Genomic DNA, 23,410 nt, shown 5'->3' with positions numbered 1-23,410 from the left:
CCTAGGCTGGGCATCCTCGTTGAGGAGCGAGAGGGCGTCGGGGGACCGGGGGAGGCGCCGGGTGCCAGGGGAAGCAGCGGAGGATCGGGAACCGTGGGGAAGAGAAGGCGCGCCGCCGAGCGGCGGAAGACGAAGCCCGCCGTCATCGGCGCGGTGATCGCCGTGGCCGTCGTCGGCGGGGGGTTCGGCGCCTACAGCCTGTTCGGAGGCGGCTCGTCGGCCGACGACCGCTCGACGACCGCCGGCCGCAAGGCCGTGAAGACCGGTCCGCCGACGGCCGCGGAGGTCACCTCCCTCTCCACCCGGTTCCTCACCGCCTGGCAGGGCGGCCAGATCGCGAAGGCGGCCGGCGCCACCACCGACGCCGGGGCCGCGACGACCGTGCTCACGGGCTACACCAAGGACGCGCACATCACCGGCGTCACGGTCACGGCGGGCAGGGCGTCGGGAGCCTCCGTCCCGTTCTCCGTCAAGGCCACGGTCGCCTACAAGGGCAAGAGCAAGCCGCTGGCGTACGAGTCGAAGCTGACCGTCACCCGGCGGGCCGAGGACGGCGTCGCGCTGGTCGACTGGAAGCCGTCCGTCGTGCACCCCGACCTCCAGGACGGCGACCGGCTGGTCACCGGCGCGTCGGGCACGCCGCCCATCACGGCGCTCGACCGGTCCGGCGGTGAGCTGACGACGGCCAAGTACCCGTCGCTGGGCACGGTCCTGGACGGGCTGCGCGAGAAGTACGGAAAGACCGCCGGCGGCACGGCGGGCATCGAACTGCGGGTGGTCCGCAAGGCCGCGTCCAAAGGCAGCCAGAAATCCCCCGACAAGACGCTGGTGACCCTCAGCGAGGGCACGCCGGGCAAGGTGCGCACGACGCTCAGTCCGGCTCTCCAGGCCGACGCCGAGCAGCAGGTCGCCAGGAAGACCCGGGCGTCCGTCGTCGTGATGCGTCCCTCGACCGGTGAGATCCTCGCGGTCGCCAACCAGAGCCACGGTTTCAACACCGCCTTCCAGGGTTCCCTGGCGCCCGGCTCCACGATGAAGGTCGTCACCTCCTCGCTGCTGATCGACAAGAAGCTCGCCTCGGCGGACAAGCCCCACCCGTGCCCGAAGTACGTGACGTACGGCGGCTGGAAGTTCCAGAACGACGACAAGTTCGAGATCAAGGGCGGCACGTTCAAGGCCAGCTTCGCGCGCTCCTGCAACACGGCCTTCATCAGCCAGGCCAAGAAACTGGACAACGCCGACCTGACGCACCAGGCCCAGCAGGTCTTCGGGCTGGGCATGAACAACTGGGCGATCGGCGTCCCCAGCTTCGACGGCTCGGTGCCCGTCCAGTCGCAGGCCCAGATGGCGGCCTCGCTGATCGGCCAGGGCGGGGTCCGCATGAACCCGCTGAACATGGCGTCGGTCGCCTCGACGGTCAAGTCGGGCGTGTTCCACCAGCCGTACCTGGTCTCCCCGGACGTGGACCACCGCAAGCTGGCCACCGCCTCCCGCACCCTCTCCGCCGGCACGCTCTCGCAGCTGCGCGAACTCATGCAGTACACGGCCGCGTACGGCACGGCCGCCGAGGCGATGTCCGGGCTCGGCCCCGACTACGGCGCGAAGACGGGCTCCGCGGAGGTCGACAACCAGAAGAAGCCCAACGGCTGGTTCACCGCGTGGAAGGGCGACCTCGCCGCCGCGGGCGTGGTCCAGCAGGGCGGCCACGGCGGCGACACCGCGGGCCCGATCGTGGCGGCCCTCCTGAAGGCGGGGAGCTAGCGCGGCCCGCCCGGGGTCCGCGGGGCACCGTCCCGCGCGGACCGCTCGGGCACCCGCCCCTCAGGGGCACCCCCGCGGACCCGCCGGACGGGAGCACACGCGTGGGCCCCTCAGTGCGCAGGCGCCCCGCGCCCCGGCCCGGGTCACCCCCCGACCGACTCCCTCACCGCCCGTACCAGCGCCTGGGCACGTGGGTCGGCCGTGACGCTTTTGCGGAAGCCGTTCGTCACGTAGCCGAAGGCGATCCCCGAGCCGGGGTCGGCGAAGCCGAGTGAGCCGCCGCGGCCCGGGTGTCCGAAGGAGCCCTCGTCCAGCAGGGGGGAGGCGCTGCCGTGCAGCATGTAGCCGAGGCCGAAGCGGGTGTGCACGACCAGGACCCGGTCGGGCCCCGCGGACTGTTCGGTGCGGGCGAGTTCGACGCTCCGGGGGGTGAACAGCCGTACGCCGTCCACCTCCCCGGTCAGCGAAGCGTAGAAGCGGGCCAGGGCGTCCGCCGTCGCGACGCCGTTGGAGGCGGGCAGTTCGGCGGCCCGGTAGGCCGGATCGTTCTCGTCCGGCTGGGGGGTGATCGCCGCGAACGCGCGGCGGGTGAGCGACGAGGGGTCGGCGTACGCCTCGGAGACCGCCCTTTTCGGCCGCAGCCGCAGGCCACCGCCCGTCGCCGGGGCCTCGATCGGGGCGACCCGGCCCACCCGGTCCGCCACCGCCGCGGGCAGCCCGACCCACAGGTCGAGGCCGAGCGGCCCCGCGATCTCCTCGGCGATCCAGGTACCGATCGAGCGCCCGGTGACCCGGCGCACCAGCTCGGCCGTGAGCCAGCCGTACGTCTGCGCGTGATACCCGTGATCGGTCCCCGGCTCCCAGGCCGGCGTCTGCGCGGCCACCGCGGCGGCCGTCACGTCCGGGTCCGCGGCCTCGGCCGGGGTGAGCGGACGGTCGAGCACCGGAACCCCGGCCCGGTGCGCGAGCACGTGCCGTACCAGGGCACGCTCCTTGCCGCGTGCCTTGAACTCGGGCCAGTAATGGCCGACCGGGGCGTCCAGGTCCAGCTCCCCGCGCTGGGCGAGCAGCAGCAGGGCGGCGGCGGCCACCCCCTTCGTCGCCGAGCGCACGATCTGCGCGGTGCCGTGCTCCCAGGGTGCCGCGTCGCTCCCGTCACCGCCGGTCCCGGTACCGTCCGCGGCGGTGGCGTTCTTCACGCCGCCCCACAGGTCGACGACCTTGCGCCCGTCCCGGTACACGGCGACCGCCGCACCCTGCTCCCCGAGCGTCTCGAAGTTGCGCAGGAAGGCCGCCCCGACCGGCTCGAAGCCCTCGGCCACCGTGCCGTCCACGTTCACGTCCGCACTCCGTCCACTCGTCCTTACCGGTGGCTGCAACACGCGTACGACGGTCCGGATTCCTAGCCCAGCAGGATCGTGACCTCGATGTTGTCCCGGGTGGCGTTCGAGTACGGGCAGACCTCGTGGGCCGCGTCCACGAACTTCGCCGCGACGTCCCGTTCGACCACGGGGAGCGAGACGCTCAGGGCGACCGCGAGGCCGTAGCCGCGCCGCTTGTTGGGGCCGATGCCGACCTTCGCCGCGACCGTCGACCCGGACAGGTCGTAGCCCTCCCGGCGGCCCACCATGACCAGCGCGCTGTGGAAGCACGCGCTGTACCCGGCGGCGAAGAGCTGCTCGGGGTTGGTGCCGTTGCCGTCGCCGCCGAGCGCGGGCGGCATCGCGACCTTCAGCTCGATCTGGCCGTCCTGGCTGGTGACATAGCCGTCACGGCCGCCGTGCGCGGTCGCCTCGGCGACGTACATGATCTTCGTCGGACGGCTGTCGACAGCGGTGTCCTCGCTCATGGCGGACCTCCCCCAGGACGGAGAAAACAGGAGTGCACAAGTACATCGTGCACAAGATACCGGCCGGTACGGATCTTGGAACCGGCAGGGGGAGGAGACCGCCGGTAGCCCCGGCGGATCGGCCGCGGGCCAGGTCAGCGGGCCCGCGCGGCGGCCCGCTCGGCCGGCGCGGCCCGCCCACTCGGCCCGCGCGGCCGGCGCCCGCGGTTCGTCCCGCATCCGCGCCGCCGTGTCACCCCGCCGCCGTGTCGCCCCGCCGCCGTGTCACCGTGTCGCCGTGTCGCCGTCCAGTCCCGTCGCCGCGAGCTGAGCGCGCGGCACCCCCGCCGCGCGCTCATCACCAGGTACCGGGCACCACCAGGTACCAGGCGTCACGACGTACCGGGCGTCACGGGGTGCCGACGGCCACGGCGCGCGGGTCGAACCCGAAGGGGAGTTCCAGCCGGTGGGCGCGCATCAGGGCGTCGTCGGAGAGGAGTTCGCCCGTCGCGCCGTCCGCCGCGATCACGCCGTCGCTCAGGATCAGTGCCCGGGGGCAGAGTTCGAGCGCGTACGGCAGGTCGTGCGTGACCATGAGGACGGTGACGTCCAGGGACCGCAGGATGTCGGCGAGTTCACGGCGCGAGGCGGGGTCCAGGTTGGACGAGGGTTCGTCCAGGACCAGGATCTCCGGTTCCATCGCGAGTACGGTCGCCACCGCCACCCGGCGCCGCTGGCCGAACGAGAGGTGGTGCGGGGGCCGGTCGGCGAAGGCGGCCATGCCGACCTGCTCCAGGGCGGTGCGGACGCGTTCCTCCAGCGCGGCGCCCTTCATCCCGGCCGCGGCGGGGCCGAAGGCGACGTCCTCGCGCACGGTCGGCATGAAGAGCTGGTCGTCCGGGTCCTGGAAGACGATGCCGACCTTGCGCCGGATCTCGGCCATGTGCCGCTTGCCGACCGGGAGTCCGGCCACCGTCACGGTCCCGGCGCCGCCGGTCAGGATGCCGTTGAGGTGCAGTACGAGGGTGGTCTTGCCGGCGCCGTTCGGGCCGAGCAGCGCGACGCGTTCACCGCGGCCGACGGTGAAGTCCACGCCGTAGAGGGCCTGGTGGCCGTCGGGGTAGGCGAAGGCCAGTCCGGCCACTTCCAAGGAGGGTGCAGGGGTCACAGGGTCCATCCCAACAGGCAGACGAGCAGGGCGGCGAGGGGCAGGGCGAGCGCGTACGACCACTGCGCCCGGGACGCGGTCACCTCGTCGATGACCGGCATCGAACCGGCGTATCCCCGGCTCACCATGGCGAGATGGACCCGCTCCCCGCGTTCGTAGGAGCGGATGAAGAGCGCGCCCGCGGACTTGGCGAGGACGCCCCAGTGCCGTACCCCGCTCGCCTCGAAGCCGCGCGACTCCCGGGCGATCCGCATCCGCCGCATCTCGTCGGTGATGACGTCGCCGTAGCGGATCATGAAGGACGCGATCTGGACGAGGAGCGGCGGCAGCCTCAACCGCTGGAGCCCGAGGAGCAGTTCGCGCAGTTCGGTGGTCGAGGCCAGCAGCACGGAGGCCGCGACGCCCAGCGTTCCCTTGGCGAGCACGTTCCACGCGCCCCACAGGCCGTTGACGCTGAGGGACAGGCCGAGGACGTCCACCCGCTCGCCCTCGGCGACGAACGGCATCAGCACCGCGAAGGCGACGAACGGGACCTCGATCAGCAGCCGTTTGAGCAGGAACCCGGCCGGCACCCGGGCCCGCCACGCGACGGCCGCGAGCAGCACGGCGTACAGCGCGAACGCCCACATCGCCTCGCGCGGGGTCGACACGACCACGACGACGAAGCCGAAGGACGCGGCGAGTTTGGTGTGCGGGGGCAGGGAGTGCACCGGTGAGTGCCCGTGCCGGTAGAGGCGGTGGGCGTGGCCCGCTCCCATCTCAGACGCCTTCGGGGAGGGAGGCGGGCGACGTGCCGGCGGTACGGCGCCTGCGCACCGCCCAGAAGACGCCGGTGCCCGCGACGACCGTGACACCCACGCCGATCACGCCCGCGAGGCCGCCGGAGATCCGGGCGTCGGAGATGTCCTTGACGCCGTACCCGGCGAGCGGGGAGTCCTCGGTGTGGTGCTTCTTGGTGCGCTGGTCGATGCCCTGGTCCTTGGCGACCTTCTCCAGGCCGTCGGGGCTGGCGGAGGCGTAGAAGCTGACGAAGCCCGCGAGGACGAGCGAGGTGACGAGACCGGTGATCCACACCTTGCGGCGGGAGACCGGCGCGGCGCCGGGCGCGGCGGGGGCGGCCGCGTCGACCAGTTCGCCGCCCACCCGCAGCTTGAGCCGCTGCTGGAGGCCGCGCGCTCCGTACACGAGGTCCGGCCGTACGGCGACGACCGCGCCGACCGTGAGGGCGGTGATCGCGGCCTCGCCGATGCCGATGAGGACGTGGACGCCGATCATCGCGGTGGCGACCTTGCCGATCGCGACGTCGGTGGTGCCGCCGAGCGCGTAGATGAGGGTGAAGGCGACGGCGGCGGCCGGTACGGACAGCAGCGCGGACACGAAGGCGGCCGCGGTGATCGAACGCCGCCTCCTGGGGAGCACCTTCAGCAGGCCGCGGAAGACGGCGTACGAGACGACGGTGGTGACGATCGCCATGTCGGTGATGTTCACGCCGAGCGCGGTGAGGCCCCCGTCGGCGAAGAGGATGCCCTGCATCAGCAGGACCACGGAGACGCACAGGACCCCGGTGAAGGGGCCGACGAGTATCGCCGCCAGCGCGCCGCCGAGGAGATGTCCGCTGGTCCCGGCGGCGACCGGGAAGTTCAGCATCTGTACGGCGAAGATGAAGGCGGCGACGAGTCCGGCCAGCGGCGCGGTCCTCTCGTCGAGCTCGCGGCGGGCGCCTCGCAGGCTCACCGCGACGGCGCCTGCGGCGACGAGTCCGGTGGCGGCGGAGACCGGGGCGTTGATGAATCCGTCAGGCACATGCACCGTTCGATGATAGCGCCTTGTTGCGAATGGCTTGCAAGAGCGATGCGCTCATGAATAGTGCGGGAGCCCGGCGAGCCCGCCGGACGGGCCGCCGGGACGTCCGGCGGAACGTCACCCGGGGGCGTCCGCCGCACGTCCCCTGACGTGTCGTGGCCCACAACTCCGTGTCACGACGGCCGCGGAGGGGTACCCGGATGTCCGAGAGCGGATTCCACGGAATGTGCGACATTGGAAAGGTGACGGATTCGTAGATTCCGCACAGGTAACGCAGCGTAAGGAGTCGGTACATGTCTGCCGTCGAACAGTACGCACGCGCCCATATCGTCACGGACACGGCCGACTCCCCCGAGGACGAAGGCAGAGCCGTTCCGGTGGCCTTCCACTACGACCCCGAGTCCGACCCCCGCCAGGTGCGCATCACCCTGCCCGGCCCGAACGAGTGGGTCTTCCCCCGCGAGGTGCTGGAACAGGGGCTGCGGGTCCCGGTCAGCAGCGGCGACGTACGCGTCTGGCCGTGCGGCCGGGTGCAGGCCGTCATGGAGTTCCACTCGGCCAAAGGGGTGGCGGTCGTGCAGGTCGACTCGAAAGCCCTGATGCGCTTCCTGCGCCGTACCTACGCGGCCGCCACCCCGGTGGCTCACTGACCCGACCGGCGTCCGGGGGTCAGACGCGTGCCAGTTCGCGGTCGTCGTCCTCGTCCGGGTTCCTCGCCCCGGCGCCCAGCCCGCGCAGCCCCTCGCCCTCGACGTCCACGTTCGGCAGGGCCCGGTCCAGCCACCTCGGCAGCCACCAGGCCTTCTTGCCGAGCAGCGCCAGGACCGCCGGGACGAGCGCCATCCGGACGACGAACGCGTCGAAGAACACGGCGATCGCGAGACCGAAGCCGATCATCTTGATCATCGACTCACTGGAACCGATGAAACCGGAGAAGACGGCGATCATGATGACGGCCGCGGCCGTCACCACCCGCGCGCCGTGCTTGAAGCCGGTCACGACGGCCTGGCCCGGCTTCTCCCCGTGCACGTACGCCTCGCGCATCCGGGTCACGAGGAAGACCTCGTAGTCCATCGCCAGGCCGAAGACGACGCCCACCATGAAGATCGGCATCATCGACATGATCGGGCCGGTCTGCTCGACACCGATGAGGTTCGCCAGCCAGCCCCACTGGAAGACCGCGACCACCGCGCCGAGCGCCGCCATCACGCTCAGCAGGAAGCCGAGCGCCGCCTTCAGGGGGACCAGGACCGAGCGGAAGACCACGATCAGGAGCAGGAAGGCCAGGCCGACCACCAGCGCCAGGTAGGGGATCAGCGCGTCGTTGAGCTTCTGCGAGAAGTCGATGTTCATCGCCGTGCTGCCGGTGACCAGCACCTTGGCATCGGTGCCGGCCGTGATGCCGCCGCCCGCGTCCCGGATGGTGTGCACCAGGTTCTCGGTCTTCACCGAGGACGGCTTGGAGTCCGCGATCACCGTGATCATCGCGGTGTCCCCGGGCTTGTTGTACGTCGCCGGCGTCACCGAGACGACGCCCTTGAGGTCCTTGACCGTGTCGGTGACCCGGGTGACCGCCCCCTTGGGGTCGTCGCTCCCCTTGGCGTCCACGACCAGCATCAGAGGGCCGTTGAAACCGGGCCCGAAACCGTCGGACAGCAGGTCGTAGGCCCTGCGCTGGGTGGTCGAGGCCGGCTGCGAACCGTCGTCGGGCAGACCCAGTTCCAGCGAGGCCGCCGGGACCGCCGCGGCGCCCAGACCGACCACGCCGAGCAGCAGCACGGCGAGCGGGCGACGGACGACGAAGCTCGCCCAGCGGGTGCCCATGTTGGGCCGGCCCGCCTTCTTCGCGGCCCGGCCGCCGCCGAGCAGCCTGCTCTTCTGGCCGGCCGGCTGGACCTTGCGGCCCGCGTAACCCAGCAGCGCCGGGATCATCGTGAGCGCGATCAGGACGGCGATGGCGACCGTGCCGGCCGCCGCGACGCCCATCTTCGTCAGCATCGGGATGTTCACGACCGACAGCCCGACGAGCGCGATCACGACCGTCAGACCCGCGAAGACCACCGCCGAGCCCGCCGTGCCGACGGCCCGCCCGGCCGCCTCCTCGCGCTCGCGGCCCTCGGCGAGTTCGGCCCGGTAGCGGGAGACGATGAACAGCGCGTAGTCGATACCGACCGCGAGGCCGATCATCATCGCCAGCGTGGAGGTGGTGGTGCCCAGGTCGAGCGCGCTCGCGAGGGCGGTGATGGTGGAGACACCGATGCCGACGCCGATCAGCGCGGTCAGCAGCGGCAGCCCGGCGGCGATCAGCGAACCGAAGGTGATCACGAGGACGACCGCCGCGATCGCGATGCCGATGACCTCGGTGGAACCGGTCTCCGGCGTGGCCTGGAGAGCGTCACCGCCCACCTCGACGGTCAGCCCGGCGTCCCGCGCCTGCTGCGCGGCCGATTCCAGGGCCTCCTTCGAGGAGTCCTTCAGCTCCATTCCGGAGACCTTGTACTTCACCGACGTGTAGGCGATCGAACCGTTCTTGCTGACTGCCTTGGCCTTGAACGGGTCGGTGACGGAGGTGACCTCCGAGCCGTCCTCGAGCGCCTTGACGGTCTTCTCGACGGTGGCCTTGTTGGCCTTGTCCGCCATCTTCTCGCCGCCGGGCGCCTTGAAGACGACCCGCGCGGTCGCCCCGTCGGCACTCATGCCGGGGAAGCGCTGCTCCAGCAGGTCGAAGGCCTTCTGCGCCTCGGTGCCGGGGATGGAGAAGGAGCTGGCACCGGCCGTCGGGGCGTTGGCCGCGCCGACTCCCGCCAGGGTCAACAGCGCCACCCAGATCAGGGCGACGAAATGCCGTCGCCGGAAGGCGAGTCGGCCGAGTTTGTAGAGGAACGTGGCCACGAGGGCGTACTCCCGGTCAGGTCGTGGGACGGCAGGGGCTGGTGAGATCACCCGGTGGGGGCAGGGGAGATCAGCCCGACGACGTGAGCGGTCGCGTCAGGTACGGATACAGAGGTTCGTTCGTCCCGCGGTGACGCGGGATCAGGCGCCGAGTGCGGGGAGGATCACGGCATCCACGTACGAGGTGAGGAAGGCACGGGTCGGTGGCAGCTCGTCGACGACACCACGCACCGCGAAGGCACCGATGAGCATGTGCAGCACGTACTCCTGCGCGGGGTTGTCCGGACGGATCTCACCCCGGGCGACGGCACGCTCCAGTATGCGGCGCAGCTCTACGGTCTCCGGTTCGATGATCAGTTCCCGGAAGGCCTTCAGCAGATCGGGGTTCCCGTGCAGTGCCATGGCCAGACCCCGCATCAGCGCGGAGTTCTGCTCCATCCGGCAGTCGTCCTCACGCAGCACCAGCGCGTGGAAGTCACCTGCGAGGGATCCCGTGTCGACGTCGCCGGCGCTCGGCTTCTCGTGCCGCAGCGCCTTCACCACCAGTTCGGCCTTGCCGCCCCACTGGCGGTAGAGCGTGGCCTTGCTGGACTTGGTGCGGGCGGCGACGGCGTCCATGGTCAGGGCGTCGTAGCCGACCTCCCTGAGCAGGTCGAGCACGGCCCGGTACAGCTCGGCCTCGCGCTCGGGCGTGATCCGACTGCGGCGCACCGTTGCGACTTCAGTCATCCCACTCACCATCTCCCGCTCAGAACGACTCGGTTCTGCTGGTCGTCGTCGTACGGCATCTTCTTCGTCGTCGTACGTGTCTCAACATACCCCGGAGAAGAGCGAAACGAAACCGTTTCGTACGTGTGCTGAGTCACGCACGCGCCCACCGGAGACCTCCCCGCACCAGGCCGGGCCCCCGCACGAGTTGCCGGGGCCCTCCGAGGGGAAAAGCATGGGGAGGTGAGCGACGAGCACGAGAAGGCGACCACGGACCAGGACACCACCGACCGCGCATCCGGATATCTGCGCCTGCCGCACCTGAGCGGCGACCGGCTGTGCTTCGTGACCGAGGACGATCTGTGGGTGGCACCGCTGGACGGGCCGGGGCGGGCCTGGCGGCTCACCGTGGACCGCACCAAGGTCGGACACCCGCGCTTCTCCCCCGACGGGCGGGACATCGCGTACACGAGCTGGCGCAGCCTGGTGCCGGAGATCCACCTGACACCGGTGGACGGCGGCCCGGGCCGGCGCCTCACCTACTGGGGCAGCGCGGACACCCGGGTCTGCGGCTGGTCCCCCGACGGCGACATCCTCGCCGTCGCCTCGCACGGGCAGCCCTTCTCCTATTTCACCTGGGCCCACAGCGTCCCGACCGACGGGGACCCCGGCGGCAACCTTCCCTGGGGACCGGTCTCGGACATCGCGGTCGCCGACATCGACGGCGAACGGAAGACCCTGCTGCTCACCGGCACCCCACCGCACGACCCCGCCGCCTGGAAACGCTACCGGGGCGGCGCCATGGGACGGCTGTGGCTGCACGGCCGCCGTCTGCTCGCCGACATCGGCGGCCACCTCGACTCCCCCATGTTCGTCGGCGGCCGGATCGCGTTCCTCTCCGACCACGAGGGCATCGGCAACCTGTACTCCTGCGCGTACGACGGCTCCGACCTGCGCCGGCACACCGACCACGACGCGTTCTACGCACGCAACGCCTCCAGCGACGGCAGCCGGGTCGTGTACCAGTGCGCCGGGGACCTGTGGATCGTCGACGACCTGTCCCCCGACTCGCTCCCGCGCCGGCTCGACGTCCGGCTCGGCGGACAGCGCGCGGGGCGGCGGCCCTACCAGGTGCCCGCGGCCCAGCACGTGGACGCCATCTCCGTGGACGAGACGGGACGGGCCGGCGCGGTCGTCGTCCGCGGCAGCCTGTACTGGCTCACCCACCGCGACGGACCCGCCCGCACCATCGCCGACACCCCCGGGGTCCGGGTCCGGCTCCCCGAGATGCTCGGCTCGGGCGGCCAGGTCGCCTATGTGACCGACGCGGACGGCGAGGACGCCGTCGAGATCGCCTATCTGCCGCGGGCCTCCGGCGCCCGCGAACCGCGCCGGCTGGCCTCCGGCGAGCTGGGATGCGTCCTGGAACTGGTGGCGGACCCCCAGGGGGAACGCCTGGCGATCGCCTCCAACGACGGACGGCTCCTGCTCCTCGACGCTACGGAGGACGAGGGGGTTACGGAGGAGCCGGAGGAGACAGCGGGTTCGGCGGGGACGGAGACGACGGCGGACTCGGCGGAGGAGAGGGGAAAGGCGGAGGAGACGGAGGAGACGGAGGTCTCGGAAGAGACCACCGGGACGACGGCTGCGACGGCTGCGAGCGCTGCGAGCGCTGCGAGCGGAACGACGGAAACGACCGGGACGGCGAAGGGCGGGAGCGAGGAGGCGGAGGCGGACGCGGGGGAGGCGCCGGACTCCGGCGGGACCGGGCGGGCGACGAACCGGGGCGGCGAGGTCACCGAGCTGATCCACTCCCTCAACGGACCGGTCAGGGATCTCGCCTTCTCCCCGGACGGGGCCTGGCTGACCTGGTCGCACCCGGGGATCGGCCGCTCCCTGCGCCAGATCAAGATGGCGCGGATAAAGGACGGGCTCGTCGTCGACGTCACCAACGGCCGCTTCGAGGACGAGAACCCGGTCTTCACCCGGGACGGCCGCTATCTGGCCTTCCTCTCCTGGCGCGGCTTCGACCCCGTCTACGACGTCCACACCGGCGACCTCTCCTTCCCCCTGGGGTGCCGGCCGTACCTCGTGCCCCTGTCCTCCGCCACGCCCTCGCCGTTCGCCCTGAACCCGGACGGGCGGCCGGTCGCCGGGGGCCTGGACCCGGTCGAGGACGAGGGCGCCGACGGCGCGGTCAGTGTCGAACTGGAAGGCCTGGAGAGCCGCGTCACCCCCTTCCCCGTCACCGCCTCCAAGTACTCGGCGCTCTGTCCCGTCGCGGGCGGCGGCCTGGTCTGGCTGCGCTGGCCGATCTCCGGCGCGCTCGGCGAGACCTTCGTCAACCCCGACGACACCTCGGGGCGTCCGACCCTGGAGCACTTCAACATCAGCAGAGCGAAGAAGTCCGAACTCGTCGGCCACCTCGACTGGTTCGCGGTGAGCGGCGACGGCTCCCGGCTGGTCGTGGTCGACGAGGGCGACCTGCGCGCCGTGCCCTCCACCGAGATCGGCGACAGCGACTCCACGGTCTGGATCGACCTGCGCCGCATCCTCCACGAGGTGGACCCGCCGGCCGAATGGCGCCAGGCGTACGACGAGGCGGGCCGCATCATCCGCGCCTACTTCTGGGAACCCCACATGTGCGGCATCGACTGGGACGCCGTGCTCGCCCAGTACCGCCCGCTGGTCGAACGGGTCGCGTCCCCGGACGAGTTCGCGGACCTGCTGCGCGAGGTCCTCGGCGAACTGGGCACCTCCCACGCCTATGTCGCCGCGGCCCGCCGGAACGAGGGACCTGGGCACTACCAGCGCTGGCAGGGCCTGCTGGGCGCCAACTTCGTCCGGCGCGACGGCTGCTGGACCCTGAAGCGGATCCTGCCCGGCGACTCCTCCGACTCCAAGGCCCGCTCACCGCTGGCGGGCACCGGCATCCGCGAGGGCGCGGTGCTCACCCACATCGACGGCCGACCGGTGGACCCGGTGACGGGCCCGTACCCGCTGCTCGCGGGCGCGGGCGGTACGACGGTGGAGCTGACGTTCGTCCCGCCGGGCGGCGAGGGGCCCTCGCGCCGGGTGGCGGTGGTGCCGCTGATCGACGAGCGGCCGCTGCGCTACCAGGACTGGGTGGCCAAACGACGCGACGTGGTCAGGGAGTTGAGCGGCGGCCGGTGCGGCTACCTCCACATCCCGGACATGGGCGGCTCCGGCTGGGCGCAGTTCAACCGCGACCTGCGTCTGGAGGTCTCGCGCCCGGCACTGCTCGTCGACGTACGCGGCAACGCGGGCGGCCACATCAGCGAACTCGTCGTCGAGAAGCTGACGCGCAGGATCCTGGGCTGGGACCTGACGCGCAACGCCCAGCCGGTCTCGTACGCCTCGAACGCGCCGCGCGGCCCGGTGGTGGCCCTCGCCGACGAGGCGACCTCCTCCGACGGCGACATGATCACCGCCGTCTTCAAACTGCTCGGGCTCGGTCCCGTGGTCGGCCAGCGCACCTGGGGCGGCGTCGTCGGCATGACCGGCCGGCACCAGCTGGGCGACGGCACGGTGATCACGGTCCCGATGAACGCGGCCTGGTTCGACGCGTACGGCTGGTCCGTCGAGAACCGGGGCGTCTCCCCCGATCTGGAGGTCCTGCGTACCCCGTTGGACTGGGCGGAGGGCCGTCACGCCGAGATGGACACCGCGATCCAGCTGGCCCTCGATCTGCTGGGCACCCATCCGGCTGCCTCCCCGCCCGATCTCTCGGACGTACCGGACCGCACCCGCCCGAAGCTGCCGCCGCGCAGCCGCTGACCGGCGGACGCGCGGGACACTCAGGCGAGTGGGGCGCCCCCAAGCAGGGGCGCCCCACTCAGACTTCAAGCGGACCCGTGACGTCAGGCGTCGTGGTCCTGGTCGAAGCGGTCCTGCGCCTCACGGCGCACACGCTCGTTCTCGGGGATGGAGCGGTCACGCTCCGACGCGGGGCCCTGAGCCGAACGCGGGGCCGAGCCCTGCGCCGAGCGCTGGGCGGAACCCTGCGCCGAGCCCTGCGCCGAGCGCTGGGCCGAGCCCTCCTGCGGGGCCCGGTGGCCCGTCCCCTGCGGAGCGTGCTGACCGGGCTGCTGCGGAGAACGCCGTCCCGGCTCGCTCATCTCCTGGTCCATCCTCTTCTTGCCCTGCTGCTTCATGTTCTCCGCCTTGTTCTGCATCTGGTCCTTCTTGCCCATGCTGTTTCACTCCCATGTGTGGGTGAGGGGATCGGGCTCGACCAGAGTTACACGGGGACACTACGCACGCATTTCGATCAGTCACACACGGTGACGCAGGCAGAATAACCCCTGTTCAGACGCCCTCTCCGCGTCTGTCGTCGGCCGCCCCGCCGGCCCCGACGAGCCCCTTGGCGACACTTCCCAGCCGTGGTTCGAAGCGCCGCATCTCCCGCTGCCCCACCGCCCCGATGACTCCGGGCAGATAACCGCGGATCCCCTGCATCCCGCGCAGCCACCACTGCGCGTACACATGGCTCGACCGGCGCTCGATCCCCGCGACGATCCGGTCGACGGCCGGTCCCAGCGGATAGGTCTTGTTCGACGGCCAGGGCAGCCGCTGCCGCAACTCCCGCATCACGTCGTCCTGATCGGCCCCGCGCACCATGTCGGTGTCGGTCCAGGACAGGTATCCGACGCCCACGCGCACACCCCTGTGCCCGACCTCCGCACGCAGGCTGTGCGCGTACGCCTCCACCCCCGACTTGGAGGCGCAGTACGCCGTCATCATGGGCGCCGGCGTGATCGCCGCGAGCGACGCGATCTGCAGCAAGTACCCCCGGCTTTCCGTGAGTACGGGCAGGAACGCACGGGCGGTGACGGCCGAACCGATCAGATTGACCTCGATCACCCGGCGCCAGGCGACCGGATCGGAGTCCATGAACGGACCGCCGCTCGCGACACCGGCGTTGGCGACGACGATGTCCACCTTCCCGAACCGCTCCTTCACCTCACCCGCGACCCGCGTCATCGCCTCGTGGTCGGTGACATCGGCGTACCAGTGGTCGCTCTCACCGAGCAGCCGCTCCGAGACCTGCTTGAGCGCGTCCGCCTCCAGACCGACGAGCGCGACCTTGGCACCCCGTGCGGACAGCTTGCGGGCCAGGAGTTCACCCACGCCCCGCGCGGCCCCCGTGACGACCGCGACCTGCCCCTCCAGGCTCACCCTGCTCATGCGCCCTCCTTGATCTGTGCGTAGTCGGTGACGAGTCCGCGAATCCGTGCGGTGACCACGTCCGGTGCCTCCATGGGTGTCATGTGCCCGAGGCCCGCCAGCTCGGTGAGACCGACGCAGTTCGGCAGCATGGCGACCAGGGCCCGCGCGTGCACGAGCGGCGTCAGCCGGTCCGCGGACCCCGCCACCACGGCCGTCGGCACCGACAACTCCCGTACGCCGTGGTCGAGGTCGAGCGCGTCGAGCACCTTCGACCAGGCGTGCCGCACCGCGCGCGGGCAGGCGTGCACGATCCGCGCGCATGCCTCGACCATGCCCGGCGACGAACCGGCGCCCATCGTCGCGTACTTGAGGATCCTGCGGGCCACCGGCGTGACCGGACCGAGCGGCGCCCGCGACCCGAGGATCCGCTGGGTGGCCCCGGTGCGCAGGCGTCCCGGCGGGAACGGCAGCACGCGCGCCTCGGCCACCAGCCGCGAACTGCCCGTGCTGCACAGCAGGGCCGCCACCGCGTGCTCCCGGAACCGCGGTCTCGCCGCGGCCGCCATCAGCGTCATCCCGCCCATGGAGTGCCCCACCAGCACGGCCTTCTCGCCCGGCCGGAGGGTGGCCGCGAGCACCGCCTCCAGGTCGTCGGCGAGGGTCTCCGTGCCGTACCCGGCGCCCGCGGGGCTGCGTCCGTGCCCGCGCTGGTCGTACGCGATCACCCGGTGGTCGACGGCGAGGTCCCGTATCTGCGCCGCCCAGAAGGCGGTCGAGCAGGTCCATCCGTGGGCCAGGACGACGGTGGGCACCGTGGCGCCCTCGGGTCCGTGCACCTCGACATGGAGCCGGGCGCCGTCGGCGGAGACCGCGGTCAGCTCATGTGCGGCGGCGGGCGGCGCGTAGGGGCCGTCGGCCACGGGGGTCGGCCGGCTCACGCCCCTGCCTCCAACTTCGTCCGGTTCCCCGGCCGCTCTCCCGGCCGCCGGTCCTGCCGTTCCTGCCCCGGGGGCCTCAGCACCTCGTACTCCCCGAGGTCCAACCGGCGGGTGGCCGTGCGGAATTCGGTCGTCGTACCCGGCCAGACCGTCGTGTTGCGGCCCTGTGCGTCGAGGTACCAACTGGTGCAGCCCCCGGTGTTCCACACCGTGCGCTTCATGCGCTCCTGGACCTTGCGGTTCCAGTCCGCCACCGCGTCCGGCCGCGCGTCGAGCGCCACACGTCCGCCGAGCACGTCCAACTGCCGTACGAAGTCGGCCATGTAGTTGAGCTGGGACTCGATCATCAGGATCATGCTGGAGTTCCCGAGCCCCGTGTTGGGCCCGATGATCGTCATCCAGTTGGGGAAGCCGGCCGCGGACGCTCCGCGCAGGGCGCTCATCCCGCCCTCCCACGCCTCGGCGAGGGTCCTGCCCTCAGCGCCCACCACACGGTCGGCGATCGGCATGTCCGTGACGTGGAAGCCCGTACCGAAGACGATCGCGTCGGCCTCGGCCGTGCTGCCGTCGGCCGCGACGAGCGTGGACCCCTCGACCCGGTCGAGCCCGGAGGCCACCACGTCCACATTGGGGCGGGTGAGCGCGGGGTAGTAGGTGTTGGAGAGCAGGATCCGCTTGCAGCCGATCCGGTAGTCCGGCGTCAGCTTCGCGCGCAGCGCGGGGTCCTTCACGGCCCGCGCCATGTTCCGCCTGGCGAGCCTTTCGACCAGGCCCAGTTCGTCGGGCCGCTTGGTGAACGCCTGGACCTGCAGCTCCCTGATGCCCCAGAGGAAGCCACGACGGGCCTGGGCGGTGAACGGGAGGACGCGGTGCAGCCCGCGTTCGAGCCCGCTGATGGCCCGGTCGACGCGGGGCATCACCCAGGGCGGGGTGCGCTGGAAGAGGGTGAGGCGGGCGACCTCGGGCTGGACGGCGGGCACGATCTGGATGGCCGAGGCGCCGGTCCCGACCATCGCCACGCGCTTGCCGCGCAGATCGTAGTCGTGGTCCCAGCGGGCGGAGTGGAAGACCTTGCCCGGGAAGGAGTCGATCCCCGGGATGTCCGGGATCTTCGGGTCCGACAGCGGCCCGGTGGCGGACACCACGAAGTCCGCGCTGAGGGACCCGCTGCTGGTCTCGATGTCCCACCGCAGCTTCTCGCCGTCCCAGGTCATCCGCTTCACCTCGGAGTCGAAGCGCAGATGGGGGCGGAGCCCGAAGACGTCGGTGACGTGCTCCAGATAGGCCCGGATGTGTTCCTGCCCGGAGAAGGTGCGGGGCCAGTCGGGGTTCGGCGCGAACGAGAACGAGTACAGATGGGACGGCACGTCGCAGGCGCACCCGGGGTAGCTGTTGTCACGCCAGGTGCCGCCCACGCCGCCGGCCCGTTCCAGGACGACGAAGTCGGTGACCCCTTCGCGGCGCAGCCGCACCGCCGCGCCCAGACCCCCGAACCCGGACCCGACCACCGCCACACGTACATGTTCGTGCTCGGTCATCCCGACGCCTCCCTAGCCCGCACGACCCTGCCAGTGAACACTGGCGCAATGGGAGCGTAGAGCAGCTCCGTACTGATGGGTAGGGGTCGCGTCCGGGAAAGTTACCCGGGGTACGACGTAGGGTGCGCACGTGGCGGAGAAGCGTGAGTACCGGATGGAGGAGCTGGCCGAGGAGGCCGGCATCACGGTGCGCACCCTGCGCTTCTACCGCGAGCGCAAGCTGATACCGCCGCCCCGCCGCGAGGGCCGTATCGCCTGGTACGACGACACGCACCTGGCCCGTCTGCGCACGATCTCGGCACTGCTGGAGCGCGGTCACACGCTCAGCGGCATCGCGGAACTGGCCGAGGCCTTCGACCACGGCCGCGACGTGGGAGAACTCCTCGGCCTCGGCGAGCCCACCGAGGAGACCCCGGTCCGCCTCTCCCCGGAGGAACTGGCCGACGTCTTCGCCGGCCAGGCCACCCCGGAGAACCTCGCCGCCGCCCTGGACCTCGGCTACCTCGGCACCGACGGCGGGGAGATCGTCCACATCAGCCGCCGCCTGCTCGACGTCTCGGCGGCCCTGGTCCGCGAGGGCGTCCCGCTCGCCGACGTCCTGACCGCGGCCCGCCGCGTCCGCGACCACGCCGAGGCGCTCGCCACGCTCTTCACCGCCCTCGTCCTCACCGAGAACCGCACCCCGGAGGACCTGACCCGGCTGCGCCCCCTGGCCAAGAGCGTGGTGGAGGCGGAACTCTCGATGGCCCTGGACCGCCGGCTCAGCCGACGACCGGGGGCGTGACCACCCGGTCCGGCTTCGTGTCCCCGGGTGCCGTGCCCGGCCGGGCACGGCACCCGGAGGGCGGCCGGATCAGCTCTCGAAGACCACGGTGACGGGCGCGTGGTCCGACCACCGCTCCCCGTGGCTCGCGGCCCGTTCCACGAACCCCTTGACCGCGCGTCGCGCGAGCCCCGGGGTCGAGACGACCAGGTCGATCCTCCAACCTGAATCGTTGTCGAAGGCCCGTCCCCGGTACGACCACCACGTGTACGGGCCCTCCGTGCCGGGGTGCAGGGCGCGTACGACGTCGACGTATCCGCCGTCGGCCGCGTCCAGGACCCGGCCCAGCCACGCGCGCTCCTCGGGCAGGAAGCCGGAGTTCTTCTTGTTGGCCCGCCAGTTCTTGAGGTCCGCCTCCTGGTGGGCGATGTTCCAGTCGCCGCAGACCACGACCTCGCGCCCGTCGGCGGCCGCCCGTTCGCGCAAGTCCTTCAGGTAGGTGAGGAACTCGTCCATGAACCGGGTCTTCTCGTCCTGCCGCTCGGTACCGACCTCCCCGGAGGGCAGATAGAGGCTGGCGACGGTGACGCCCGGGAGGTCCACCTCGACGTACCGGCCACTGGAGTCGAACTCCTCGGACCCGAACCCGATCCGGACCCGGTCGGGTTCGCGGCGGGTGTACAGGGAGACGCCCGCGCGGCCCTTGGCGGCGGCCGGCGCGTGCACGACGTGCCAGCCGTCCGGTGCCCGCACCTCCTCGGGCAGCTGCCCGGGTTCGGCCCGCACCTCCTGGAGGCACAGGACGTCCGCGGAGGTCTCCGCGAGCCACTCCACGAAACCCTTCTTCGCGGCGGCACGGAGCCCGTTCACATTCACAGAGGTGACAGTCAGCACCCGGGCACGATACTTAATCGACTCCGGTCGCCGCATGCATACATGTACGATATTCGGCATGCATATCCGTCCGGTCCCTTTCGACCACCCCGACGCCGTCAAACTCAACGACCAGGTGCAGGCCGAGTACGCCGAGCGCTATGGAGACGAGGGCGACGTCACACCGCTGGACGCGTCGATGTTCAGGCCGCCGCTCGGCCTGTACCTCCTCGCGTACGACGAGCGGGACCGGCCCGTCGCCACGGGCGGCTGGCGCACCCAGGACGAGAACGAGGAGGGATACGCGGACGGCGACGCCGAGCTCAAGCGCATGTACGTCGTCCCGGAGGCCCGCGGTCTCGGTCTCGCCCGCCGCGTCCTGGCCGCCCTGGAGGAGGACGCCCGCGCGGCCGGCCGCACCCGTATGGTCCTGGAGACCGGCGCCAAGCAGCCCGAGGCGGTCGCCCTCTACACGTCCAGCGGCTACGAGCCCTGCGTCAAGTTCGGCTACTACCGGTTCCACGACCTGAGCATGTGCTTCGCCAAGCCCCTGTCCGCCTCCTGAGCCGGGCGCGCCGCGTTCCCTCCGCGTGCGCGCCGGAACATCCGGGCATACAGAAACCCCGCCGGACGAATCCGGCGGGGTTCTGAATTGCGGTGGACCTGTGGGGATTTGAACCCCAGACCCCCTCGATGCGAACGAGGTGCGCTACCAGACTGCGCCACAGGCCCTTGCAACGAGTGAAACTCTAGCATCCCGATCCGGGTGCTTGGAAATCCGTTCCTGGCTGGTCAGCCGCCGCTCCCGGAGAGACGGCCGCCCGGCCCGTACGGAGCGGGCCGGGCGCCGAGGGTGCCGGGTCACTCGTTGGCCGCGCGCGGCCGTTCGCCGTCCTCGTACTGGTCGAAGAGCGGGGTGCGTCCGCGCTCGCGGGCCCGCCGGGCGGACGCGGCGCGCCGGGCGTCGCTGCGGCCGTCGCACTCGGCCCCGGCCTCGTCGGCCGCCTCGGCCGGGTGGCCCTCGTCCGCGGGCTCCGCCTCCGGTTCGGCCGGTTCCACGGCGCTGGAGCGCGCGGAGCTCCACGCGTCCGGCGCCCCCAGGTCGACGCTGGAGGTGGCCCGCGGTGCGACGGGGGCGGTCACGTACGTCGGCAGCGGCACCGGGACCGGGTCCCAGCTGTCACCCCGGCCGGGGCCCTGCCGGCGCTCGCGCTGCTGGTCGACCCACTCGGCGTGGTCGGTCTGCTCGACGAGGGCACGCCGGTCGGCCGCGAGCGTGGAGATCCCGGTGTCGGTCTCCGGTTCGGGGCCCTCTTCCTGGTCCTCGGCGTTCTGGTCGAGCCCGGCCGCCCGGCGGCGCGGCTGCCGCTCGCGCAGCCGCTGCGCCGCGGCCTCGGCCCGGCGGCGGTCCATGACGTAGGTGAAGCGCCGACGTTCCTGGGCCCGCAGATAGACGATGTACGCGCTCAGCATCACGGCGGGGACCCCGGGGGCCCACAGGAACGCGAGTCCGCCGACGGCCGCCACGATCGCGCCGCAGGTGAACGCGAGGAAGATCAGGACGGTCGTGCGCCGACGGCGCGCGAGCACCTTGGTGCGCCGGGCGCGTGCTGCGGCCTCCGCCGCGGAGACCCGCCGCTCGGCGGGAAGCCGCGAGGCCGCGGGCGCGTTCGGCGCCGCCGGGTGTTCGTCGTGCGCGGACTGCGGCGGCACCGGTCTGGCGGTCGCCGCGGAGCCCTGCGGGGCACTGTGCCGGGTGCCCGGCTGGGGTGCCTGCCGGGGCTCCGGGTCGGCGGACTGCGGGAGTTGGGCCTTGGTGTGTTCCCGGGCCGGAGGCATGGCGAAGGCCCGGACGTCCACCGAATCGGTGACGCCGCCCGGGTCGGCGCTGGGCTCCCCCTCTTCGGTGGAGCGCGCCCGCAGGTCCTTGGCGTACCGGCGCTCCATTCCCGCCCGTCCGGACAGCAGCCGGATGGCGGTGCTGAAGCGTTCCGTCGGACGGGCTTCGTTCAGCTCGTCCTGCCTACGGAGCCACATCGGCACCAAGTAGGCGGCCCAGGCCCCGACGATGACTGCGTAGATGAGGCCGCTGCTGCTCACGCCTCACACGGTAGAGGGGTTTGCGTGAGGCCATCTGCCAATTGAGCCGGTGTGTCGCACGATCTGGCTGATATTTCGAGCTTTTTTTGTGACCGATGCGATCAGCAGGCCGCCGAGACCCGTGAATTTAATGCCGTGGGACGACTCCGAGAGACATCGAGATGATCCCGAGATGGTTCCGAGGTGATCGCCGGCCGATCAATTTCGAACACGCATTTCATTTACTGGGTACTCGGCCTGCTCCGGTTCTGGGAGCGTGCCCGCTGCCAGCGTCCGAGAAGCCCTTCGGGCACCTCTTCCGCGGTGAGTGCGAAGACGAGATGGTCGCGCCAGGCCCCGTCGATGTGGAGATAACGCGGCCGGAGCCCTTCCTCACGGAATCCGAGTTTCTCCACGACGCGGCGGCTGGGACCGTTCTCCGGGCGAATGCACACCTCGATCCGGTGCAGTCCGACCGTACGGAAGCAGTGGTCGGTCGCCAGCGCCACGGCCGTCGGCATCACCCCGCGTCCGGCCACCGCCTGGTCCACCCAGTAGCCGACGTGCCCCGAGCACATCGAGCCCCAGGTGATCCCGGCGACGGTCAGCTGACCCACCAGACGGCCCTGGTACTCGATCACGAAGGGCAGCATGCGGCCCGCGTTCGCCTCGGCGCGCAGATGGCGGACCATCTGCCGGTACGTCGGCCGGTGCGCTATCGGCCCGCTGGGTGTGGGCGGCGGAATGGTCGCCTCCCACGGCCGCAGCCAGTCGCGGTTGCGCCGGTTCACCTCGCGCCAGGCCCGCTGGTCGCGCACCTTTATCGGCCGGAGGACGACATCGCCGTCCGCCAGCTCGACGGGCCAGGACGGGCTGTTCAGCTCGCACCCCCATTGCTGCTGGGTCTGGGGTGGTCGCCGCCGCGGATCTGCTCCACGGCGTGGACCAAGAGGGGCTCCAGGACGGCCAGACCGTCCTTCACCCCGCCGGTGGAACCCGGCAGGTTGACGATGAGCGTCCGTCCCGCGACTCCGGCGAGCCCCCGGGAGAGGGCCGCCGTGGCGACCTTCTCCCTTCCGAACGCCCGGATGGCCTCAGGAATGCCCGGCACCTCGTGATCGACCACCCGTCTGGTCGCCTCGGGCGTCCGGTCGGTGGGCGAGATCCCGGTGCCGCCGGTGGTCACGATGACGTCGTACCCGGCCTCGACACCGGCGCGCAGCGCCGCCTCGACCGGGTCGCCGTCGGGAACCACCCGGGGGCCGTCGACCGTGAAGCCGTACGAGGTGAGCCCCTCGGCGATCAGCGGGCCGCCCCGGTCCGCGTAGACGCCCGCGGAGGCCCGGTTGGAGGCGGTGACCACGAGGGCCCGGTAGGAGGGGGACGTCATGCCCGGCTCCAGTCGCCCGACTTCCCGCCGGTCTTCTCCTCGACGCGCACGTCCGTGATGACCGCCGCCTTGTCGACCGCCTTGACCATGTCGATGACGGTGAGGGCGGCCACGCTGACCGCCGTGAGCGCCTCCATCTCGACGCCCGTGCGGTCGGTGGTCCGCACGGTCGCGAGGATCTCGACGGCGTCGTCCGCGACGGTCAGGCCGACCTCGACACCCGACACCGCCAACGGGTGGCACAGGGGGATGAGATCCGGGGTGCGCTTGGCGCCCATGATGCCCGCGATCCGCGCGGTGGCCAGGGCGTCGCCCTTGGGCACTCCCCCACCGCGCAGCAGTTCGACCACACGGGGGGAGACCAGGACCCGGCCGCTGGCGCGGGCGGTGCGCGCGGTCACGTCCTTCCCGGAGACGTCGACCATGCGGGCGGCGCCCGCCTCGTCGATGTGGGTCAGTCGGTCCTGCGTACTCATGTG

21 protein-coding genes and 1 tRNA gene are annotated in these 23,410 nt (G+C 71.7%); 5 read left to right on the top strand and 17 right to left on the bottom strand.

The window, feature by feature from the left end; translation table 11 throughout:
* Positions 1-93: 93 nt before the first annotated feature.
* On the top strand, positions 94-1,761 hold the full coding sequence (locus tag OG776_RS24345; protein ID WP_148008835.1) for a penicillin-binding transpeptidase domain-containing protein: 1,668 nt from the start codon (positions 94-96) through the stop codon (positions 1,759-1,761).
* 143 nt (positions 1,762-1,904) lie between these two features.
* Here OG776_RS24345 and OG776_RS24340 read toward each other — a convergent pair whose 3' ends face one another.
* From OG776_RS24340 to OG776_RS24320, 5 genes are all read right to left on the bottom strand, one after another.
* Positions 1,905-3,101 carry a serine hydrolase domain-containing protein gene (locus OG776_RS24340; protein ID WP_148008836.1) on the bottom strand — a complete coding sequence of 399 codons (1,197 nt, stop codon included), beginning with the start codon at positions 3,099-3,101 and terminating at the stop codon, positions 1,905-1,907.
* 62 nt (positions 3,102-3,163) lie between these two features.
* A complete protein-coding gene (locus tag OG776_RS24335; protein WP_148008837.1) occupies positions 3,164-3,610 on the bottom strand; it encodes an organic hydroperoxide resistance protein in 447 nt (148 codons plus the stop codon).
* A gap of 388 nt (positions 3,611-3,998) precedes the next feature.
* Positions 3,999-4,766, bottom strand: a complete 768-nt coding sequence (locus OG776_RS24330) for an energy-coupling factor ABC transporter ATP-binding protein (protein ID WP_187285584.1) — start codon at positions 4,764-4,766, stop codon at positions 3,999-4,001.
* Entirely contained in the window at positions 4,754-5,515 is a 762-nt protein-coding gene (gene cbiQ / locus OG776_RS24325) for a cobalt ECF transporter T component CbiQ (RefSeq protein WP_148008839.1), read from the bottom strand. The genes OG776_RS24330 and cbiQ overlap by 13 nt, the downstream gene beginning before the upstream one ends.
* A gap of 1 nt (position 5,516) precedes the next feature.
* The gene (locus OG776_RS24320; protein ID WP_148008840.1) at positions 5,517-6,566 is read right to left on the bottom strand and encodes an energy-coupling factor ABC transporter permease; all 1,050 of its coding nucleotides are present in this window, start codon (positions 6,564-6,566) and stop codon (positions 5,517-5,519) included.
* A gap of 287 nt (positions 6,567-6,853) precedes the next feature.
* Here OG776_RS24320 and OG776_RS24315 point away from each other — a divergent pair, with 287 nt between their 5' ends.
* On the top strand, positions 6,854-7,210 hold the full coding sequence (locus tag OG776_RS24315) for an SsgA family sporulation/cell division regulator (RefSeq protein ID WP_148008841.1): 357 nt from the start codon (positions 6,854-6,856) through the stop codon (positions 7,208-7,210).
* A 19-nt stretch (positions 7,211-7,229) separates the two neighbouring features.
* Here OG776_RS24315 and OG776_RS24310 read toward each other — a convergent pair whose 3' ends face one another.
* Both OG776_RS24310 and OG776_RS24305 read right to left on the bottom strand, forming a co-directional pair.
* A complete protein-coding gene (locus tag OG776_RS24310) occupies positions 7,230-9,452 on the bottom strand; it encodes an MMPL family transporter (RefSeq protein ID WP_148008842.1) in 2,223 nt (740 codons plus the stop codon).
* Positions 9,453-9,593: 141 nt separating this feature from the next.
* Positions 9,594-10,181, bottom strand: a complete 588-nt coding sequence (locus tag OG776_RS24305; RefSeq protein ID WP_148008843.1) for a TetR/AcrR family transcriptional regulator — start codon at positions 10,179-10,181, stop codon at positions 9,594-9,596.
* A 222-nt stretch (positions 10,182-10,403) separates the two neighbouring features.
* Here OG776_RS24305 and OG776_RS24300 point away from each other — a divergent pair, with 222 nt between their 5' ends.
* On the top strand, positions 10,404-13,958 hold the full coding sequence (locus tag OG776_RS24300) for a S41 family peptidase (RefSeq protein WP_329322529.1): 3,555 nt from the start codon (positions 10,404-10,406) through the stop codon (positions 13,956-13,958).
* A gap of 83 nt (positions 13,959-14,041) precedes the next feature.
* On the opposite strand, the gene OG776_RS24295 is transcribed toward OG776_RS24300, so the two are convergent.
* The 4 genes from OG776_RS24295 to OG776_RS24280 form a co-directional block, all read right to left on the bottom strand.
* A complete protein-coding gene (locus OG776_RS24295; RefSeq protein WP_329322528.1) occupies positions 14,042-14,374 on the bottom strand; it encodes a hypothetical protein in 333 nt (110 codons plus the stop codon).
* A 115-nt stretch (positions 14,375-14,489) separates the two neighbouring features.
* Positions 14,490-15,368, bottom strand: a complete 879-nt coding sequence (locus tag OG776_RS24290; protein WP_148008846.1) for an SDR family oxidoreductase — start codon at positions 15,366-15,368, stop codon at positions 14,490-14,492.
* Complete coding sequence (locus tag OG776_RS24285) at positions 15,365-16,288, bottom strand: alpha/beta fold hydrolase (protein ID WP_329322527.1); 924 nt, start codon at positions 16,286-16,288, stop codon at positions 15,365-15,367. Before OG776_RS24285 ends, OG776_RS24290 begins: the two co-directional genes overlap by 4 nt.
* The gene (locus tag OG776_RS24280) at positions 16,285-17,826 is read right to left on the bottom strand and encodes a flavin-containing monooxygenase (RefSeq protein ID WP_148008848.1); all 1,542 of its coding nucleotides are present in this window, start codon (positions 17,824-17,826) and stop codon (positions 16,285-16,287) included. The genes OG776_RS24285 and OG776_RS24280 overlap by 4 nt, the downstream gene beginning before the upstream one ends.
* A gap of 154 nt (positions 17,827-17,980) precedes the next feature.
* Here OG776_RS24280 and OG776_RS24275 point away from each other — a divergent pair, with 154 nt between their 5' ends.
* A complete protein-coding gene (locus OG776_RS24275; protein WP_148009443.1) occupies positions 17,981-18,610 on the top strand; it encodes a MerR family transcriptional regulator in 630 nt (209 codons plus the stop codon).
* Between the two features lie 69 nt (positions 18,611-18,679).
* Here OG776_RS24275 and OG776_RS24270 read toward each other — a convergent pair whose 3' ends face one another.
* Positions 18,680-19,483 carry an exodeoxyribonuclease III gene (locus OG776_RS24270; RefSeq protein ID WP_261994493.1) on the bottom strand — a complete coding sequence of 268 codons (804 nt, stop codon included), beginning with the start codon at positions 19,481-19,483 and terminating at the stop codon, positions 18,680-18,682.
* 58 nt (positions 19,484-19,541) lie between these two features.
* Between OG776_RS24270 and OG776_RS24265 the strand changes: the two genes are divergently transcribed.
* Positions 19,542-20,027 carry a GNAT family N-acetyltransferase gene (locus OG776_RS24265; protein ID WP_148008850.1) on the top strand — a complete coding sequence of 162 codons (486 nt, stop codon included), beginning with the start codon at positions 19,542-19,544 and terminating at the stop codon, positions 20,025-20,027.
* A 93-nt stretch (positions 20,028-20,120) separates the two neighbouring features.
* Here OG776_RS24265 and OG776_RS24260 read toward each other — a convergent pair.
* The 5 genes from OG776_RS24260 to moaC all read right to left on the bottom strand — a co-directional run bounded on the left by OG776_RS24260 (position 20,121) and on the right by moaC (position 23,407).
* Positions 20,121-20,194: transfer RNA gene (locus OG776_RS24260), tRNA-Ala, on the bottom strand.
* Positions 20,195-20,323: 129 nt separating this feature from the next.
* Positions 20,324-21,562, bottom strand: a complete 1,239-nt coding sequence (gene sepX, locus OG776_RS24255) for a divisome protein SepX/GlpR (protein WP_148008851.1) — start codon at positions 21,560-21,562, stop codon at positions 20,324-20,326.
* Between the two features lie 221 nt (positions 21,563-21,783).
* Positions 21,784-22,422 carry a GNAT family N-acetyltransferase gene (locus OG776_RS24250; RefSeq protein WP_148008852.1) on the bottom strand — a complete coding sequence of 213 codons (639 nt, stop codon included), beginning with the start codon at positions 22,420-22,422 and terminating at the stop codon, positions 21,784-21,786.
* Positions 22,419-22,931 (bottom strand): MogA/MoaB family molybdenum cofactor biosynthesis protein, encoded by a 513-nt coding sequence (locus tag OG776_RS24245; protein ID WP_148008853.1) that lies wholly within the window; start codon positions 22,929-22,931, stop codon positions 22,419-22,421. The genes OG776_RS24250 and OG776_RS24245 overlap by 4 nt, the downstream gene beginning before the upstream one ends.
* A complete protein-coding gene (gene moaC / locus OG776_RS24240; RefSeq protein ID WP_148008854.1) occupies positions 22,928-23,407 on the bottom strand; it encodes a cyclic pyranopterin monophosphate synthase MoaC in 480 nt (159 codons plus the stop codon). The genes OG776_RS24245 and moaC overlap by 4 nt, the downstream gene beginning before the upstream one ends.
* Positions 23,408-23,410 lie beyond the last annotated feature (3 nt).

Source organism: Streptomyces sp. NBC_01689, from assembly GCF_036250675.1.
In the GTDB taxonomy this organism is placed as follows: Bacteria; Actinomycetota; Actinomycetes; order Streptomycetales; family Streptomycetaceae; genus Streptomyces.
The sequence above is the reverse complement of the archived record's forward strand: the minus strand, read 5'-3'. Positions and strand labels throughout refer to the sequence as shown.